The organism is Microbacterium sp. F01, assembly GCF_056156365.1.
The window spans coordinates 1,935,324-1,953,558 of sequence record NZ_CM149592.1 but is presented as its reverse complement, the minus strand read 5'-3'; the positions used below and the strand labels follow the sequence as shown (position 1 = coordinate 1,953,558).

At 70.8% G+C, this 18,235-nt stretch carries 18 protein-coding genes; 13 read left to right on the top strand and 5 right to left on the bottom strand.

From position 1 onward, the window contains the following. Positions 1 to 86: 86 nt before the first annotated feature. Together ACVN90_RS08900 and ACVN90_RS08895 are read right to left on the bottom strand one after the other, a co-directional pair. Entirely contained in the window at positions 87 to 1,724 is a 1,638-nt protein-coding gene (locus ACVN90_RS08900) for a DUF349 domain-containing protein (RefSeq protein WP_475101766.1), read from the bottom strand. Between the two features lie 109 nt (positions 1,725 to 1,833). Beyond that, complete coding sequence (locus ACVN90_RS08895) at positions 1,834 to 2,148, bottom strand: dioxygenase (RefSeq protein ID WP_475101765.1); 315 nt, start codon at positions 2,146 to 2,148, stop codon at positions 1,834 to 1,836. A gap of 190 nt (positions 2,149 to 2,338) precedes the next feature. Here ACVN90_RS08895 and ACVN90_RS08890 point away from each other — a divergent pair, with 190 nt between their 5' ends. The 13 genes from ACVN90_RS08890 (at position 2,339) to ACVN90_RS08830 (ending at position 15,103) form a co-directional block, all read left to right on the top strand. Continuing rightward, positions 2,339 to 3,625, top strand: a complete 1,287-nt coding sequence (locus ACVN90_RS08890) for a replication-associated recombination protein A (protein ID WP_475102089.1) — start codon at positions 2,339 to 2,341, stop codon at positions 3,623 to 3,625. 90 nt (positions 3,626 to 3,715) lie between these two features. Continuing rightward, positions 3,716 to 4,252 (top strand): helix-turn-helix transcriptional regulator, encoded by a 537-nt coding sequence (locus ACVN90_RS08885; protein WP_475101764.1) that lies wholly within the window; start codon positions 3,716 to 3,718, stop codon positions 4,250 to 4,252. A gap of 13 nt (positions 4,253 to 4,265) precedes the next feature. Next, positions 4,266 to 4,649, top strand: coding sequence for a hypothetical protein (locus tag ACVN90_RS08880; protein ID WP_475101763.1), 384 nt, complete (start codon positions 4,266 to 4,268; stop codon positions 4,647 to 4,649). Between the two features lie 174 nt (positions 4,650 to 4,823). Further along, positions 4,824 to 5,453, top strand: coding sequence for a 30S ribosomal protein S4 (rpsD, locus tag ACVN90_RS08875; RefSeq protein ID WP_475101762.1), 630 nt, complete (start codon positions 4,824 to 4,826; stop codon positions 5,451 to 5,453). 186 nt (positions 5,454 to 5,639) lie between these two features. Then, positions 5,640 to 5,936 carry an ATPase gene (locus tag ACVN90_RS08870; protein WP_475101761.1) on the top strand — a complete coding sequence of 99 codons (297 nt, stop codon included), beginning with the start codon at positions 5,640 to 5,642 and terminating at the stop codon, positions 5,934 to 5,936. Between the two features lie 94 nt (positions 5,937 to 6,030). Then, complete coding sequence (gene alaS, locus ACVN90_RS08865; protein WP_475101760.1) at positions 6,031 to 8,688, top strand: alanine--tRNA ligase; 2,658 nt, start codon at positions 6,031 to 6,033, stop codon at positions 8,686 to 8,688. Between the two features lie 13 nt (positions 8,689 to 8,701). Then, positions 8,702 to 9,169, top strand: a complete 468-nt coding sequence (gene ruvX, locus ACVN90_RS08860) for a Holliday junction resolvase RuvX (protein ID WP_475101759.1) — start codon at positions 8,702 to 8,704, stop codon at positions 9,167 to 9,169. Continuing rightward, positions 9,169 to 10,848, top strand: coding sequence for an endolytic transglycosylase MltG (gene mltG / locus ACVN90_RS08855; RefSeq protein WP_475101758.1), 1,680 nt, complete (start codon positions 9,169 to 9,171; stop codon positions 10,846 to 10,848). The genes ruvX and mltG overlap by 1 nt, the downstream gene beginning before the upstream one ends. Next, complete coding sequence (locus ACVN90_RS08850; protein ID WP_475101757.1) at positions 10,818 to 11,693, top strand: shikimate dehydrogenase; 876 nt, start codon at positions 10,818 to 10,820, stop codon at positions 11,691 to 11,693. The genes mltG and ACVN90_RS08850 overlap by 31 nt, the downstream gene beginning before the upstream one ends. A 30-nt stretch (positions 11,694 to 11,723) precedes the next feature. After that, on the top strand, positions 11,724 to 12,953 hold the full coding sequence (gene aroC, locus ACVN90_RS08845; protein ID WP_475101756.1) for a chorismate synthase: 1,230 nt from the start codon (positions 11,724 to 11,726) through the stop codon (positions 12,951 to 12,953). Further along, entirely contained in the window at positions 12,937 to 13,500 is a 564-nt protein-coding gene (locus tag ACVN90_RS08840) for a shikimate kinase (protein WP_475101755.1), read from the top strand. Before aroC ends, ACVN90_RS08840 begins: the two co-directional genes overlap by 17 nt. Then, entirely contained in the window at positions 13,497 to 14,573 is a 1,077-nt protein-coding gene (aroB, locus tag ACVN90_RS08835; protein ID WP_475101754.1) for a 3-dehydroquinate synthase, read from the top strand. The genes ACVN90_RS08840 and aroB overlap by 4 nt, the downstream gene beginning before the upstream one ends. Then, entirely contained in the window at positions 14,570 to 15,103 is a 534-nt protein-coding gene (locus ACVN90_RS08830) for a GNAT family N-acetyltransferase (RefSeq protein WP_475101753.1), read from the top strand. Before aroB ends, ACVN90_RS08830 begins: the two co-directional genes overlap by 4 nt. 54 nt (positions 15,104 to 15,157) lie before the next feature. On the opposite strand, the gene ACVN90_RS08825 is transcribed toward ACVN90_RS08830, so the two are convergent. The 3 genes from ACVN90_RS08825 to ACVN90_RS08815 form a co-directional block, all read right to left on the bottom strand. Further along, the gene (locus ACVN90_RS08825) at positions 15,158 to 16,483 is read right to left on the bottom strand and encodes an MFS transporter (protein WP_475101752.1); all 1,326 of its coding nucleotides are present in this window, start codon (positions 16,481 to 16,483) and stop codon (positions 15,158 to 15,160) included. A gap of 23 nt (positions 16,484 to 16,506) precedes the next feature. Continuing rightward, entirely contained in the window at positions 16,507 to 17,382 is an 876-nt protein-coding gene (locus tag ACVN90_RS08820; RefSeq protein ID WP_475101751.1) for a shikimate dehydrogenase, read from the bottom strand. 160 nt (positions 17,383 to 17,542) lie between these two features. Then, positions 17,543 to 18,175, bottom strand: coding sequence for a TetR/AcrR family transcriptional regulator (locus ACVN90_RS08815; protein ID WP_475101750.1), 633 nt, complete (start codon positions 18,173 to 18,175; stop codon positions 17,543 to 17,545). Positions 18,176 to 18,235: the final 60 nt, after the last annotated feature.

The window sequence follows — 18,235 nt, the reverse complement described above, 5'->3', positions numbered from 1 at the left end:
GCACGGATGCTGCGGCCCGCCCACTGTGGAGAACCCGGCCGCCGCGGAAAGCGACGACCGGGTTCGACAGGCTCACGCGCGGCGGATCAGCCGCCGAGCGCCTTGAGCCAGGTGCGACGGGCTTCGAGGGCGTCGGTCGCGTTCGCGATCGCCTTCTTGTCGCCCGACTTCTTCGCGGCCTCGAGCTCGTCCTCGAGCTTCTGGATCGCGTCGTTCAGCTGGCGCGTCATGTCGTTCGCGCGCGCCTTCTGCTCGGGGTCGTTGCGCTTCCAGTCGGCGTCCTCGCGCGAGCGCAGGGCGTTCTCGACGCGACGCAGCTCGTCGTCGAGCGAGCGCTCGGTGTCGCGCGGGAAGATGCGGCCGATCTCGTCCCAGCGGCGCTGGATCCCGGTGAGGACCGAGCGGGCCTTCGTGATGTCGCGCTCGTCGCCGACCGCCTTCGCCTCCTCGAGCAGCGCGCGCTTGAGGTCGATCTTCTCGCGCGAGGCCTCGGCATCCGCCGCCTCCCGCTCGATCCGCGCGCCGTAGAGGGCGTCACCGGCAGCCTTGAAGCGGGCCCACAGGGCGTCGTCGACCTTCTTGCCCGCGCGGCCCGCGGTCTTCCACTGATCGAGCAGCTCGCGGTACGCGGGGATGCCGTCCTCGCCCTTGGGGGCGAGGGCCTCGGCCTTCTCGACCAGGCGCGTCTTGCGGTCGCGGACGCCCTTGTGAGCTTCATCGAGTTCGGCGTAGAACGCGCGGCGGTGCTTGTCGACGGTGGCGCGCGCGTCGCGGAACCGCTTCCAGAGCTGCTGCGCCGTCGACTTCGGCAGGCGCGGGCCGTTCTGCTGCTGCGACTGCCACTGGTCGAACAACGCGTTGAGGTCGGCCGTGGCCTGCTTCCACTGGACGGTGCGAGGGTCGCGTGCCGCCAGTGCCTCGGCCTTCTCGACCAGCTCGGTGCGGGCCTTGACCGCGTCGTCGACGGCTTCGCGCGCCGCGACGGCCTCGGTCGCGGACTCGGCGGCGAGCGTCTCGGTGAGAGCCGCGACGCGGGCTACGAGGCTCGCGAGGTCGCCCACGGCGGCTGCTCCGTCGAGCTTTCCGTTGATGGTGCGCGCGGTCGAGCGCAGGTCGGACGCGGATGCACCGCCGCGACGATGGCGCACCTCGAGGAGCGTCACCTCGCTGGCGAGGTCGTTGTACTTGCGCTCGAAGTAGGCGAGCGCCTCTTCGGCGGAACCGTCGGGGTACTGTCCGACGACGCGCCATCCGTCGGCCTCGCGGACCGAGACGGTGCCGTCCTCGTCGACACGGCCCCACGGCTCGTCGGGCGACGGCGCGGTCTCGACGACAACGTCCACGACCTCCACCGCGACGACGTCGCCGTCTTCGACGACCTCGGCGATGCCGACCACCTCGACGGCGACGACCTCGGAATCCTCGACGACTTCCACCACGTCGATCTCGACGACCTCGACCTCGACGTCCGCGGCGTCGGATCCTGCAGAGGCGCCTTCGTCGGGCGCCTGCTCGGGCTCGACCGCGTCGCCGGCGGAGGCATCCTCCGAGGGCTCGGCCGATTCGGCCTCTGCCGTGTCTTCGACTGCGGTCGCGGCATCCGCGTCCGTCGCGTCATCGGTCGGGGTGGCGGCGTCGTCGGCGACGGCCGCGGTCTCGTTGTCGTCGGCCCCGGTGGTCTCGGGGGCGTCGGTCTCGGGCTGGAAGTCTGCTGCGGCAGTCACGGGTTGCACCTCATCGCGGCTCGCGCCGTCTGTAGGGAGTAGGACGGCTCACAGCCTAGTACGGCGGATGCCTCGCCTGAGGTGCTGTTGTGGCGTGAGACGCCGGATGTCAGGGGGTCGGCGTGGGCGTCGCGCTCGGTTCCGGCGTCGTCGTCGCCGACGGCGTCGGTTCCGGCGTCGTCGCGGTCGGCGTCGGTGTCGACGACGGCGACGGCGACGGCTCGGGAGCGCCGGGGCCGGCCACGAAGTACAGCGTCTGCGCGCCGATCAGGCCGAGCACGAGGACGCCGCCGACGATGCCGGCGATGAGGTTGTCTCGCGTGCGGCGGTGCGCCTGGCCGTCGTGGAACTGACGTCGAGCCTCGTACAGCCGCGTGCGCTCCCGCGCAGCGCGCGCGTCGCGGTCCTTGCCACCGGTCGCCACGTGACCTCCTCGATCCGTTCGTGTCAGGCTCGTGCGCCTGGTGCCAGGCAGCGCCCGGGCGGGTTGATCCTACGGGCCCGCACCCCGCCCGCCAAACCACGACGGATCCCGTGTCGCCGGCCCGGGATAGCCTGGTGGGGTGACGGGTCCTGCTGCGCTCTTCCAGGGGCTGACGCCTCTCGCCGTGCGCATGCGACCGACCTCGTTGGAGGAGGTCGCCGGGCAGTCGCACCTGCTGCGTGCGGGGTCGTCGCTGGTGACACTCGCCAATCCGGATGCCGCGGCCCGCGCTGCGACGTCTGTCATCTTGTGGGGCCCTCCCGGCACGGGCAAGACGACGCTCGCGCAGGCGATCGCCCGCTCGTCCGGGCGTCGGTTCGTCGAGCTCTCCGCGGTGACCGCCGGCGTTCGCGACGTGCGCGAGGTCATGCAGGAGGCACTGACCCAGCGCGATCTCTACGGCCAGTCCACGATCCTCTTCCTCGACGAGATCCACCGCTTCACGAAGGCCCAGCAGGACGCCCTCCTGCCCGGCGTCGAGAACGGCTGGGTCGTGCTCATCGCAGCGACGACCGAGAATCCGTCGTTCTCGGTGATCTCGCCCCTCTTGTCTCGATCACTGCTGCTGACGCTCAAGCCGCTCACCGACGACGACCTCGGCACGCTGCTCGACCGTGCGGTGTCCGACGCCCGTGGTCTGTCGGGCAGCGTCGTGCTCGGCGACGAGGCGCGCGCCGCCCTCGTGCGACTCGCCTCGGGCGATGCTCGACGAGCTCTCACCGCGCTCGAAGCCGCAGCATCCCTCGCCCTTCCGGAAGATGAGGACGAAGACGCGGCGATCCCCGAGATCTCGGCCGACAACGTCGCACAGGCGGTCGATCGGGCACTGCTGCGCTATGACCGCCAGGGCGACGAGCACTACGACGTCATCAGCGCCTTCATCAAGTCGATCCGCGGCTCGGACGTGGACGCCGCGATCCACTACCTCGCCCGCATGATCGAAGCGGGCGAGGACCCGCGCTTCATCGCCCGGCGCCTCATCATCTCCGCCGCGGAGGACATCGGCCTCGCCGACCCGCAGGCGCTGCCGATCGCCGTCGCCGCCGCCGACGCCGTGCAGTTCATCGGCATGCCCGAGGGGCGCATCCCCCTCGCGGAGGCGACCGCGTATCTCGCGACGACCGCGAAGTCGAACGCGGCGTATCTCGCGATCGACGCCGCGATCGCCGACGTGCGCTCGGGCGGCTTCGGCCGCGTGCCGATCCATCTCCGCGACGCGCACTACCCGGGGGCCAAGCGCCTGGGCCACGGCAAAGGCTATGTGTACCCCCACGACGCCGAGATCGGCATCGTGCCGCAGCAGTACCTCCCCGACGAACTGCGGGGCCGTCGCTATTACGAACCGAAGGCGCTCGGTGCCGAGCGCGACGTGCAGGCACGTCTCGAGAAGATCCGTCGCATCCTCGACGGCGGCTGATCGCCGACGGCAGTTGACGCATGATATCCCTCAGAGGTAGATTGATATCCCTCAGAGGGATATCACCCACGTCGCGCCCGGAGGTGCCGCATGCAGTTCGTGATCCTCGGCCTGCTGCTGGGCGACCCCCTGTCGCTCTACGACGTGCAGAAGCGGTTCGCCGCGGGCATCTCGCTGTTCTACAGCGCGAGTTCGGGCAGCATCCAGCGCGCCCTGCAGCACCTCGTGGACGACGGTTCCGTGGTCGTCGCGGAGGCCGACGGCAGCCGGCGCGGCCGCAAGGTCCACCGGATCACCGATGAGGGGCGGGAACGGTGGCGCGCGTGGATGCGGGCACCGATCCCCGGCGGGACGGATGCCGAGACCACGGTGCTTGCGAAGGTCTATCTGCTCGGCCGGCTCGACGCGCCGGAGGACCGGGCGGACGCGATCCGCAGCATCCGTGACCATATCGAGGGCTCCCACCGCGCGCTGGAGGCGCTGGCCTCCGAGGTGGACGCGCACGCCGCCGACCTCGACGACACGACGCGGCGGATCTTCACATTCCAGCGCGCGACCCTCGACTACGGGCTGCGCTCGCACGCGCTGATGCGCGAGTGGATCGACGAAGTGGGGGAGCAGACATGAACGGACGGCTCTCGTGACACCGGCGATCCTGGCCGCCGCCGTCGCCTGCCTTGTGCTCGGGGCCCTCGCCGTGGTGCAGATCTGTGTCGAGGCCGGCGCACCGTGGGGTCGCTTGGTATGGGGCGGGGCGCACCGCGTGCTGCCCCGCCGGTTGCGCGTCGCCAGCGCGGCGTCCGTCCTGCTCTACGCCGGCTTCGCTGCGGTGCTGCTCAGCCGGGCGGGCATCCTGCCCGGCGGCGACAGCCTTCTCATCCGCATCCTGACGTGGGTGCTCTTCGCGTACTTCGCCGTCGGGATCGTCATGAACGGCATCTCGCGCAGTCGCTCCGAGCGCCTGACGATGACCCCGGTCTGCGTGGTGCTCGCCGCCGCGACGCTGGTCATCGCCCTCTCATGAAGGCCCGGCCGCGCGTCTGGTAGGCTTGAGCGGCTCGAAACGCAGTTTTCGAGCATCCCCTCTTCTCTACATACCTTCCGGCATGCCCCGGCGTGCAGTCCGGATCGGGCGGGGAGAGGGCGATACGCCCGCAGGCCGTGAAAGACACGGCCGCGTCATCGAAAGGAACACTTCGTGGCAACGAAGTCCCAGGACCGCCGCAAGGTCCGTCTCTCCCGCGCTCTCGGCGTGGCCCTCACCCCGAAGGCCGCCAAGTACCTCGAGAAGCGCCCCTACGCGCCCGGCGAGCACGGCCGCACCAAGCGCAAGCAGGACAGCGACTTCGCCGTCCGCCTCCGCGAGAAGCAGCGTCTGCGCGAGCAGTACGGCATCCGCGAGAAGCAGATGCGCAACACGTTCAACGAGGCCCGCCGCACCCAGGGCCTGACGGGTGAGAACCTCGTCGAGCTCCTCGAGATGCGTCTGGACGCGCTCGTCCTGCGCGCCGGCTTCGCCCGCACCACCGCGCAGGCGCGCCAGCTCGTCGTGCACCGCCACATCCTCGTGGACGGCCAGCTCGTCGACCGCCCGTCGTTCCGCGTGAAGCCGGGTCAGCTCATCCACGTCAAGGCCAAGAGCGAGGGCATCGAGCCCTTCCAGGTCGCAGCTCTCGGCGGTCACGCCGAGGTCCTGCCGCCCGTTCCGGGCTACCTCGAGGTCGAGCTCGACAAGCTCCAGGCCCGTCTCGTGCGTCGCCCCAAGCGCGCCGAGGTCCCCGTGGTCGGCGACGTCCAGCTCGTCGTCGAGTACTACGCGGCCCGATAGGGCCGCGGGCGGATGCGGTGCGAAGCACCGCGTCCGCAATGGGCACCGCGCGCTAGGTCCGCAATGGGCACAGCGCGATAAGCGCCAGCAACGCACGAAGGGCGTCGGGTCATCCCGGCGCCCTTCGTCGTTTCCGCATACGATGGGGGGATGCCGCGCCCCGGCGGCCCGCGAGGAAGTGGTGACATGAAGAACCTCCTGTGGTTCCTGCTCGGCATCGCCGGCGGATTCGTTCTCGCGCACCTGGTCAACAAGGACCCGCGCGGCCACGAGATCCTCGCCGACGTCGACGCCCGCATCACGGAGTTCACCGACCGCATGGGCGACGCGTATCGCGAACAGGAGGCGCGCTTCGCCGGCCTCGTCGACGACGTGCGGGATGCCGCCGCCGACGCGGCGTCGAGCGCCCGGGCCGCAGCATCCGATGCCGTCGAGAACGTCGCCGACGCGGCCCAGGACGCGGCCCGCAAGATCGCCGACTGAGCGACAGCAGATGCGCCGGCGGCACCGGCCCGCCCTCTCGCCCGAACCCCTCCCAGACACACCGACGCTCCCGCACGCACACGCAAGGACCCGCATGAAGACCGCCGCGATCGCACAGCGCTTCCTCGATTACTTCGAGAAGAACGGCCACACCATCGTCCCCTCGGCATCGCTGGTGACCGACGATCCGGCGCTGCTGTTCACGGTGGCCGGCATGGTCCCGTTCATCCCGTATCTGTCGGGCGACGTGCCCGCGCCGTACCCGCGCGCGGCCGACAACCAGAAGTGCATCCGCACCAACGACATCGAAGAGGTCGGCAAGACCCCGCGTCACGGCACGTTCTTCCAGATGCTGGGCAACTGGTCGTTCGGCGACTACTTCAAAGAAGGCGCGATCCGCTACGCATGGGATCTGCTGACCAGCCCGGAGTCCGAGGGCGGCCTCGGCTTCGACCAGAAGGACCTGTGGGTCACCGTCTACGAAGAGGACGACGAGGCGCACGATCTCTGGCTGAAGCTCACCGACCTGCCGGAGGAGCGCATCCAGCGCCTCGGCAAGGACACGAACTACTGGAGCACCGGTCTTCCGGGCCCCGCCGGCCCCTGCTCGGAGATCTTCTTCGACCGCGGCCCGGAGTACGGCATCGACGGCGGCCCCGCGACCGACGACGACCGCTACGTCGAGATCTGGAACCTCGTGTTCATGCAGTACGAGATCACCAACGTGCGCTCGAAGTACGACTTCGACATCGTCGGGGAGCTCCCGAACAAGAACATCGACACCGGCATGGGCCTGGAGCGCATCGCGTTCATCAAGCAGGGCGTCGACAACATGTACGAGACCGACCAGGTGCGCCCGGTCCTCGACAAGGCGGTCGAGCTCTCGGGCCGCACCTACGGCGCGAACCACGACGACGACGTGCGCTTCCGCGTCGTCGCGGACCACGTGCGCTCGTCGCTGATGCTCATGTCGGACGGCGTCACGCCCTCCAACGACGGCCGCGGCTACATCCTGCGCCGCCTCATGCGCCGCGTGATCCGCTCGATGCGCCTGCTCGGCGTCGACGGGCCGACGTTCGAGGTGCTGTTCACGGCGTCCCGCGACGCCATGAAGGACGCGTACCCTGTCGTCGATACCGACTGGGCCCGCATCTCGCAATACGCCCTGGCGGAGGAGGCGACATTCCTGCGCACCCTTGCGGCGGGGGAGTCGATCCTCGACGAGTCGCTCTCCGAGACGAAGGCTTCCGGCGGCACGACCCTCACCGGCGCCGAGGCGTTCCTGCTGCACGACACGTACGGCTTCCCGATCGACCTGACGCTCGAGATCGCCGAAGAGGCGGGCCTCAGCGTCGACCGCGCGGCGTTCGACGGCCTCATGCAGGAGCAGCGCGCACGCGCCAAAGCCGACGCGCGGGCGCGCAAGCGCCAGCTCGCCGACACCAGTGTCTACCGCGACCTGCGGGCGCAGGGCGAGACCGTCTTCACCGGTTACACCGACCTCGAGGCGGAGTCGCAGGTGCTCGGCATCCTTGTCGACGGCGTCTCGGTCGACCGTGCGAGCGTCGGCCAGATCGCCGAGGTGATCCTCGCCGAGACCGCGCTGTACGCCGAGTCGGGCGGCCAGGTCGCCGACAAGGGCGTCATCGTCGGCCCGGGCTACGAGCTCGAGGTGCTCGACGTGCAGAAGCCGGTGCCGGGCCTCATCAGCCACACGGTCGAGGTGTCCACGGGCGAAGTGGGCGTCGGCCAGGCCGCGACGACGGTGGTGGATGCTGCGAACCGCCGCGCCGCCCGTCAGGCGCACTCCGCGACGCACCTGGTGCACGCCGCGCTCCGCGACACGCTCGGCAAGACGGCGACGCAGGCGGGCTCGCTCAACCGCGCCGGCTACATGCGCTTCGACTTCTCGTGGGGGCAGTCGCTGTCGGACGAGACCAAGACCGAGATCGAGGAGATCGCCAACAACGCGGTGCGCGACAACCTCGAGGTGACCACGCGCGTCCTGCCCCTCGACGAGGCGAAGGCTCTCGGCGCGATGGCGCTGTTCGGCGAGAAGTACGGCGACACCGTGCGCATGGTCGACATCGGCGGCCCCTGGTCGCGCGAGCTCTGCGCCGGCACGCACGTCTCCACGAGCGCCGAGGTCGGGCTCATCAACCTCGTCGGCGAGTCGTCCGTCGGCGCGTCGAACCGCCGCGTCGAGGCGCTGGTCGGTCTCGACGCCTTCCGCTCGCTCGCGGCCGAGCGGGCCCTCGTGTCGCAGCTGACGACGTCCCTCAAGGCACCGCGCGAGCAGCTGCCCGCGCGCATCGCCGAGCTGCAGGCGAGTCTCAAGGCCGCCGAGAGGAAGATCGCCGCGTTCGAAGCCAAGGCGCTCGGCGATCGGCTCCCGGCCCTCGCCGCCGCGGCGACACGGGTCGGCGACACCGTCGTGGTCGCGGAATCGCTCGGCAACGCAGCATCCGCCGACGATGTCCGCGCGCTCGCGCTGCAGGTGCGCGAGCGCCTCGGCTCCGAAGCAGCAGTCGTCGCCCTCGGCGCCGTCGTGAACGACCGCCCGGTCGTGATCGTCGCGACGAACGACGCCGCCCGCGCCGCGGGCGCCAAGGCCGGCGTCCTCGCCAAGGGCGCCGCAGGAGTGCTCGGCGGCGGAGGAGGTGGCCGCGACGATGTGGCTCAAGGCGGCGGAACGGATGCTGCGGCCCTGCCCGCGGCGCTCGGCTCGGTGAAGGACGCGCTCGGCGCGTGAGCGGAGCGTGCCTGTGAGTACCTGGCGGCGGGGGACTCGTCTCGGCATCGATGTGGGCAAGGCCCGGGTCGGGGTCGCCACGTGCGACCCCGACGGCCTGCTCGCCACCCCGGTCGAGACGGTGCCGCGCGACGACGCGTCGGTGACCCGCATCGTGGCGCTCTCGGAGGAGTATTCGGCGGTCGAGCTCTACGTCGGGCTGCCGCTGAACATGCGCGGCGAAGACACGGCGTCGACCCAGGACGCCCGGGACTTCGCCGCGGCCCTGGCCGCGGCGTCCGGGCTCCCGGTGCGCCTCGTCGACGAGCGTCTCTCGACCGTCTCGGCACACGCGGCGCTGCGCAGTTCGGGCAGAACCCAGCGTTCGTCGCGTAACATCGTGGACCAGGTCGCCGCGGTCGTCCTGCTTCAGCAAGCGCTCGACGTCGAGAAGAGCACCGGACGACCTCCCGGAACCCCCGTCCCCCAGGAGCCCGCCTGATGCCCGACTCATCGCCCGACGGCGAAGCCGTTCCCCAGTCGCGCCGCGCCGCCCGCGAGGCCGCAGCGCGACAGGCGGCGACGGGGGAGACGCCGACGACGACCCCGGCCGCCGCTGCTGCGGCGCCCGGGCCGGGAGCGGCGACCACGCCCGCTCCCGCAGCCCCGGCGGCCACCTGGGAATCGCTCATCACCGGGTCCACGCCGATCGTCGAGAGCGTTCCCACCGCGCCCGCTGCCGGTGCCGACGCGGCGGAGGCCGAGACCCCGGGAAGCGGATTCCAGCCCGTGCCACTGCGCGCTCCCCGCCCGACGCGCACCGATGTCGACTCCACCCCCGAGAACGACCCGTGGCTGTTCTCGGGAGACACCGCGCCCGCGATGCCCTACAGTCGGGGCAACACCGGCGCGACCGCGACGGTGACCGCAAGCGCGACTCGAACGGCGACGCTGCCCGAGAAGCCGGAGCAGAGCATGGGGCGTCCGACGACGCCCACGCTCGACGATCTCTTCAGCGGCTCCTCGTCCACGGAGGACATCGGATACGTGCCCTCGGCCCCGAACAAGAAGCGCCGGCGCATCGGCGGCTGGATCGCCCTCGGCGTCGTGCTGCTGATCCTCGGCGGCATCGCCGCCGGGGGCCTCTACGTGTGGAACACGTACGAAGACAAGATCCGCGAGGTCATGGGCTGGGAAGAGCCCAAGGACTACGAGGCCGGACTCGCGAACGGTGAGACGTTCGTCACGATCGAGTCCGGTTTCACCGGGCAGCCGATCTCGGAGGCGCTGCACAACGCCGGAGTGACGAAGACCCCGGACGCGTTCTACGACTACCTGATCGAAACCGGCCAGAACCCCAACTTCCAGCCGGGTGTCTACAGGCTGCAGAAGCAGATGACCAGCGAGGCCGCGCTGGCCATGCTCTTGGATCCCGCCAACAAGCAGGAGTTCACCGCACAGATCCCCGAGGGGTTCACCGTCGACGGCACGCTCCAGCGGATCTCCGAGGGCACCGGCATCCCGCTCGAGGAGCTCACCGCCGCCGCGGCCGACGCGTCGGCGTACGGTGTGACCGCCGACCCGGCAATCGTCGCGGCGGGTGGGCAGCCGCTCGAGGGCTGGCTGTTCCCGGCGACCTACACGTTCGACCCGAGCGTCACCGCGCAGTCCGCCATCCAGACGCTCGTGGACCGCACGAAGCAGTCGCTCGACGCGGCCGGTGTGCCGGAGGAACGGCGACAGGAGATCCTGACGACCGCCTCGATCATCCAGCGCGAGGCACGCGCCGGGACCGACATGCAGAAGGTGGCGCGCGTCATCCAGAACCGCCTCGATCCGAACAACCAGGAGACGTTCGGACTGCTGCAGATGGACTCGACCGCCCAGTACGGCTACGGCGAGATGCACGACGGCACCGTGAGCTCCTCTGCGGAAGCCCTCGCCGACGACAACCCCTGGAACACCTACGTGCACGCCGGGTTGCCGGTCGGGCCGATCGCCAACCCCGGCGACGTGGCGATCGACGCCGCGATGCACCCGGCCGACGGTGACTGGCTGTACTTCGTGACCGTCAACCTCCACACCGGTGAGACCACATTCACCAACAACCTCGCCGACCACAACCGCGCCGTCGCCCAGTGGCAGCAGTGGTGCCGCGACACCCCGGACTCGGGGTGCTGAGCCCCTCCGCGTCGCGTCTGGAGGTCTGGGGCGACCCGATCGCGCACAGCCGCTCGCCGCAGCTGCACGCGGCCGCTTACGCCGTGCTCGGGTTCGACTGGCCGTACGGACGTCGCCGCGTGGACGAGTCGTCGTTCGCCGGCGAGCTCGCCGGACTCGACAGCACGTGGCGCGGCCTCTCGCTCACGATGCCTCTCAAGGGCGTCGCCTTCGCCGCGGCCTCGTCCCTCGACCGCCGCGCCGAGCTCACCGGCGCGGTCAACACGCTGCTGCTGGATCCCGCCGGCGCGCGCGGTTTCAACACCGACGTCGGCGGCATCGTCCGCTCCCTCGCCGATGACGGCATCACGGAGGTGTCGCGGGTGCGCATCGTCGGCGCCGGCGCCACCGCAACCTCGGCGCTTGTCGCGCTGGGCGAGCTCGGCACGCGCGAAGTGGACGTGGTCGCGCGGCGCCCCGAAGCCGTCGTGCCGCTCGCCGCGCTCGGCGACCGGATCGGCCTGACCGTCACGACGACGCCGTTCGCAGCATCCGTCCACCGTGACGTGTCGCTCACGATCGCGACCCTTCCCGGCGACGCACCGGTCACGGATGCCGCGGCCGACGCCCTCGCCGCGTCCGGCGGCCACCTGCTCGACGTCGTGTACGGGCACTGGCCCACCGCGCTGTCGGCCGCCTGGGAGCGGGTCGGCGGCACCGCGCGATCGGGACTCGGGATGCTGCTGCACCAGGCTCTGCTGCAGATCCGCATCTTCCGGCACGGCGACCCCGGCACACCCCTCGATCGCGAGACGGAGGCGCTGGAGGCGATGCGCCACGTGCTCGAGGAGCCCGCGACGGCGTAACCGCCTCCCGGGGCATGGGAGACTGGACCAATGCTCCGCGTGCTCACGGCCGGCGAATCGCACGGCCCCGAACTCGTCGCCGTCATGGAGGGCCTGCCTGCGGGCGTCCCCGTCTCCCGCGCTGCGATCCAGGCGGATCTCGCGCGCCGCAAGCTCGGCTATGGCCGCGGTTCGCGCATGAAGTTCGAGGAGGACGAGCTCACGATCTCCTCCGGCGTCGTGCACGGCACGACCCTCGGCAGCCCCATCGCGCTGCGCATCGGCAACACCGAATGGCCGAAGTGGGTCGAGGTCATGAGCGCCGAGCCGGTGGACCTCACCGAGAAGTCCCGCGGCCGCGGTGCGGCGCTCACGCGTCCCCGCCCGGGCCACGCCGACCTCGTCGGCATGCAGAAGTACGGCTTCGACGAGGCCCGTCCCATCCTCGAGCGCGCGAGCGCCCGCGAGACGGCCGCCCGCGTCGCCCTCGGCGCGCTCGCACGCGCGTTCCTGGCCGAGCTCGGCATCCGTCTCGTCAGCCACACCCTCTCGATCGGCCCCGTGCAGGTCCCCGAGGGCTCGGCGCTTCCCACGCCCGACGATGTCGGGACGCTGGACGCCGACCCGCTGCGCTGCTTCGACCCCGCCACGAGTGCGGCGATGGTCGCCGAGGTCGACGACGCCCGCAAGGACGGCGACACGCTGGGCGGCATCGTCGAGGTGCTCGCCTACGGACTGCCGCCCGGGCTCGGCTCTCACGTGCACTGGGACCGCCGCCTCGACGCGAAGCTCGCGCAGGCGCTCATGAGCATCCAGGCGATCAAGGGCGTCGAGGTCGGCGACGGCTTCGAGACCACGCGCCGCCGCGGCTCCTCCGCCCACGACGAGCTGTTCGTCGCCGGCGACGGCATCACGCGCTCGAGCGACAAAGCAGGCGGCACCGAGGGCGGCATGTCGACCGGCACCGTGCTGCGCGTGCGCGCGGGCATGAAGCCGATCGCGACGGTGCCGAAGGCGCTCCGGACGGTCGACGTCGCCACCGGCGGCGCCGCATCCGCCCACCACCAGCGCTCCGACGTGTGCGCCGTCCCCGCTGCGGGCGTCGTGGCCGAGGCCATGGTCGCGGTCGTGCTCGCCGACGTCGTGCTCGAGAAGTTCGGCGGCGACAGCGTCGCCGAGACGCGCCGCAACCTGGAGGGCTACCTCGCAGCGATCCCCGACGCGCTGCGCAGTGCGGCGGAGAGCGACTCCGGTCTCGCCGACCATGACCTCGCCCTCTGACGCGGTCGTGCTCATCGGTCCCATGGGGGCCGGCAAGACGAGCATCGGCAAGAAGGTCGCGCGCGCTCTCGGCCTGCCGTTCTTCGACACTGACGCCGCGGTCGTCCGCGACCACGGACCGATCGAGCAGCTGTTCGTCGAACGCGGCGAAGCGCACTTCCGCGCCGCGGAGCGCGCCGCCGTGGTCGAAGGGCTCGCCACCGGCGGCGTCGTCTCGCTGGGCGGCGGGGCCGTGCTGGACCCCGAGACGCGCGCCGACCTCGCCGGTCATCGCGTCGTGCTGCTCACCGTCTCGCCGAGGGTCGTCGCGGGCCGTGTCCGCGACTCCAACCGGCCGCTGCTGCAGGGCGGCGATGATGCGATCGAGCGCTGGACGGCGATCTTCGAAGAGCGCCGGCCCGTCTACGAGGAGCTCGCCGACATCACCTTCGACACCTCCACCGGTCCGGTGCAGGACGTCGTCGACGCCCTGGTCGCCTGGGTGCGCGGCGACGTCGTCGACCCGCCGGCTTCCGCCGGCCACGAGCACAAGGAGCACACGGCATGACGGATGCCACGACCATCACCGTGAGCGGAGATGCGAGCTACGACATCACCGTGGGACGCGGCATCCTGTCGTCCGTCGGCGAGGCGCTTCCGCCCGCCGCCCGCAAGGTGCTCGTGATCCACCCGCCGACCCTTGCGGCCGAGGCGGAGCGCCTCCGCGCGCAGCTCATGGTCGATCGCGAGGTCCTGCTCGCCGAGGTCCCCGACGCCGAGGCGGGCAAGCGCATCGAGGTCGCCGCGTTCTGCTGGCAGGTCATGGGCAAGGCGGACTTCACCCGCACCGACGCCGTAATCGGCTTCGGCGGGGGAGCGGTGACCGACCTCGCCGGCTTCGTGGCCGCGACGTGGCTGCGCGGCGTCGAGGTCGTTCAGGTGCCGACGACGGTGCTGGGCATGGTCGACGCCGCCGTCGGCGGCAAGACGGGCGTCAACACCGCCGAGGGCAAGAACCTCGTCGGCGCTTTCTGGACGCCGCGCGCCGTGATCTGCGACCTCGACCTGCTCGACACGCTGTCGCGCAACGAGCGCGTCGCGGGGTACGCCGAGGTCGTCAAGGCCGGCTTCATCTGGGCACCCGAGATCCTCGACCTCATCGAGGCCGATCCCGAGAACGCCGTGGACCCGGGGAGCGCGGCGTTCCGTCGCACCATCGAGCTCGCCATCGGGATGAAGGCGCGCGTCGTGGGGGAGGACCTCCGCGAGGCGGGCCTGCGCGAGATCCTCAATTACGGGCACACCCTCGGGCACGCCATCGAGCACGCCGAGCGCTACCGCTGGCGCCACGGCGCCGCGATCTCGGTGGGCATGGTGTTCGCCGCCGAGCTGTCGCGCCTCGCGGGCCGGCTTCCGGATGCCGCCGCCCAGCGTCACCGCGAGATCCTCGGGACGCTCGGCCTGCCGACGACCTACCGCCCCGGCGCGTGGCCGCAGCTGCTGTCGACGATGCAGCGCGACAAGAAGAGCCGCGGCGGAATGCTGCGCTTCATCGTGCTCGACGACATCGCCAAGCCCACCGTGCTGCAGGCGCCCGACGAGTCGCTGCTGTTCGCGGCGTACCAGGAGGTCGCGGGGTGAGCACCGTGGCCGTGCGCCGCATCCGCTCCGACGAGTGGCGGGCGGTGCGCGAGCTGCGGCTCGAGTCGACGAGCGATCCCGACGCGAACATCGCCTTCCTCGAGACGCCGGAGCAGGTCGCGGCCCGTCCGGAGCAGTTCTGGCGCGACCGCGCCCAACTCGCGGCCGAGAGCGAGACCGCCGCGCAGTTCGTGGCGGTGGCCGACGACGTCTGGGTGGGAAGCCTCTCCGTGCTCGTCCGTGCGACCGGGCAGACCGACCACTTGGGCCGCTTCGTCGACGACCGCCGGGCGGATGTCGTCGGGGTCTACGTCAACCCCGCGCATCGCGGAACGGGTGCGATCGACCTCCTGCTCGCCGCCGCCGCGGAGTGGGTGAGCGCCCTCGGGCTCGCCCGGCTCAGCCTCGACGTGCACCGGGAGAATCTCCGCGCCCAGGCGGCGTATCGAAGGGCCGGGTTCGCGCCGACGGGCGAAACGTTCACGAGCGTGATCGGCCCGGAGATCGTGATGGCACGCCCACTGCCGTGAACGCGCCGACCCCGCCCCGCGCAGCGGGACGGGGCCTGGCGATGACCGCGCTCGTCACACCGCCGGCACGAGCTCTTCCTGCTTCTCGGACTGCAGTCCGAGCTCGGCCGTCGGAATGCTCTTCGACTCGCGTGCGGTGAGGGCGCTCACCGTCGCGATGAGCGAGATGACCGCGGTGAAGACGCTGATGACGACCCAGCCGCCTTCCTGCACGCCGCCGAGCGCTGTGACGATGGACGGCGCGAAGCCCGCCATGAGGAACCCGAGCTGCGTGCCGATCGCCATGCCTGAGAACCGCACGCGCGTGCTGAACATCTCGCCGTAGAACGAGGGCCATACGGCGTTGGCGGCCGCGTACCCGCACGAGAACGTGAGCACGGCGAGCAGGAACGTCACGAACTCGTTCCCCGCGCCCATCGACAGCATGTAGAAGGGCATGAAGGCCGCCGACGACAGAGCGCCGTAGATGAACACCGGCTTGCGGCCGATGCGGTCCGCGAGTGCGCCGAACAGCGGCTGCGTGCCGAGCGCGACGAAGTTCGCGACGACCACCAGCCACAGCGTGATCGCGGCGTTGAGCCCCACCTCCACGCCGTATGCGATGGCGAGATTGCCGAACACCGTGGAGACCGCGGCGATGAAGGCGCAGCAGATCACCCGGAGCACGTCACGCCAGTGGTCCCGCAGGAGCGGGATGAGGGGCATCCGTGCGATGCGTCCGTCCGCCTTCGCCTGCTCGAACTCGGGGGTCTCATGCAGCGTCCGCCGGATGAAAAAGGCGACGAGAACCACGATCGCGCTCAGCCAGAACGGCACGCGCCAGCCCCACGTGTACTTGATCTCGTCGGGGAGGGGCACGACCGGGATGAAGATGAGCGCGGCGAGGATCTGGCCGCCCTGCGTGCCCGTGAGCGTCCACGAGGTGAAGAACGATCTGCGGTCGTCCGGTGCGTGTTCGAGCGTGAGCGACGAAGCGCCGGCCTGCTCACCCGCCGCCGAGAGGCCCTGCATGAGCCGGCACAGGACGAGGAGCGCCGGAGCGGCCCAGCCGATCTGCTCGTACCCGGGAAGGCACCCGATCGTGAAGGTCGAGATGCCCATGAGCAGCAGTGTGAACATGAGCACCTTCTGACGACCGATCCGGTCGCCGAAGTGCCCGAGGATCACGGCGCCGACGGGCCGCGCGATGTAGGCGAAGCCGAATGTCGCGAACGACATCACGAGGGCCGCCTGGTTGTCGGAGGGGAAGAAGACGGTGGGGAAGATGAGCGCGGCGGCGGAGCCGAACAGGAAGAAGTCGTAGTACTCGACGGCGCTGCCCATGAAGCTGGCGACAGCCGCCTTCACGGGGGTCTTCCGCGTCGTTGCGGTGGTTGTCATCGGTCGTCCTTCTCTGGTGAGTGTCATGCCGGAACGCGGTCCGACGCAACAAGGTCGTGGAAATGGCGGATCATGCGGTCGGGGTCGGGCTGGTGGCCCGTGATGAGGCGGAAGGCGTCGACGGCCTGGTGGACCGCCATCCGACCGCCGTCGAGCGTCGCGCACCCGGCATCGCGGGCGGCGCGCAGGAGCGGGGTGTCGAGGGGCCGGTAGACGATGTCGGCGACCCACATCTCCGGCCGCAGCAGCTCGGGGGCGAACGGCGTGCCCGGGTGCTCCTTCATGCCGGTGGGCGTGCAGTGCACGAGTCCAGACGCCGACGAGAGCAGGCTCGGGAGCGCGTCCGTGGTGGCGTGGCGCACCTCGACGCCGTGGCGTCGGGCGAGGTCGTCCGCCAGTTCCCCGGCGCGCTCGGCGTCGATGTCGACGACCGTCAGCTGCCTCGTTCCCACCCGGAGCAGTGCGTCGGCGACGGCCGAACCGGCGCCGCCCGCGCCGAGCAAGGTCACGTCGTCCACGGCCACGCCGGGCAGACCCGTGCGGAAGGCGGTCTCGAACCCGGTCGTGTCGGTGTTGTAGCCGGCGAGTCCGTCCTCGGTGAAGAGCACCGTGTTCACGGAGCCGAGCGCCTGGGCGAGCGGGTCGATGCGGTCGAGGTACTCGACGACCAGGCGCTTGCAGGGGTGCGTGACGTTGAGGGCGTCGAATCCGAGTCTGCGCGCCCACGCCAGGATGTCGGGCAGCTGATCGGGGGCGAGGCTCAGCTCGGTGAGATCGATCGCGCGGTAGACGTAGTCGATGCCGAGCGAGCGGGCTTCGGCCATGTGCATCGCCGGCGTGAGCGAAGGGGTCACGCCCGTGCCCACGAGCCCGACGAGAAAGGGCGAGGTCTGGTCCATGGCACTCCTTCGTCCGACCGGTACGTCTATGTACTAACTGGTACGTTCAGAGAAAACCACGACAGATCGTCGATGTCAAGCGCGAAGGGATGCCGCGACCTCCGGCCGGCGCGCCCGCCACGGCGCACCCGGCCGAGCGGAGCAGCGCCGAGGGCGCCCGTTATCGCGGGTTGCTCGTGAGCCAGCCGACGACGACGTCGCCGATGAGGGATCGCAGGTGGCTACGGCGATCCGGGTCGGTGAACGACACGTCGAAGAGGTAGCCGAACGTGTACTGATTGGCGATCTGGAACACGCAGTAGGCGCTGATGACGAGGTGGACGTCGATCGCGTCGACATCTGCGCGGAAGGCGCCTGTGTCGCGTCCTCGCTCGAGGATCTCGTCGAGAAGGGTCTTGGCGGGCTGGGCGAGCGTGCGGAGCGAGTCGATCCGCCGGATGAATTCCCCGCGGTGGATGTTCTCGATGGCCACGAGCCGGATGAAGGCGTCGTGCGTCACATGGTGGTCGAACGTGAGCTCGGCAAGCTGGCGGATCGCCGCGACGGGGTCCGTGTGGTCGACATCGATCGCCCGCTCGGCTTCGCGGATGCCCTGATACGCGTTCTCGAGCACCGCGAGGTAGAGCTGCTCCTTGCCGCCGAAGTAGTAGTAGATCATCCGCTTCGTCGTGCGCGTGCGCTCGGCGATGTCGTCGACCCGGGCACCCGAATACCCCTCCTCCGCGAACACCTCTGTGGCGACCGCGAGGAGCTCTGCTCGCGTCCGCTCGGCGTCGCGCGATACGGGGGGCACGATCGTCAGAATAGTCGGCGCTGCCCGAGCCGCCGGCGAGGAAGGGGGTGCGTCACAATG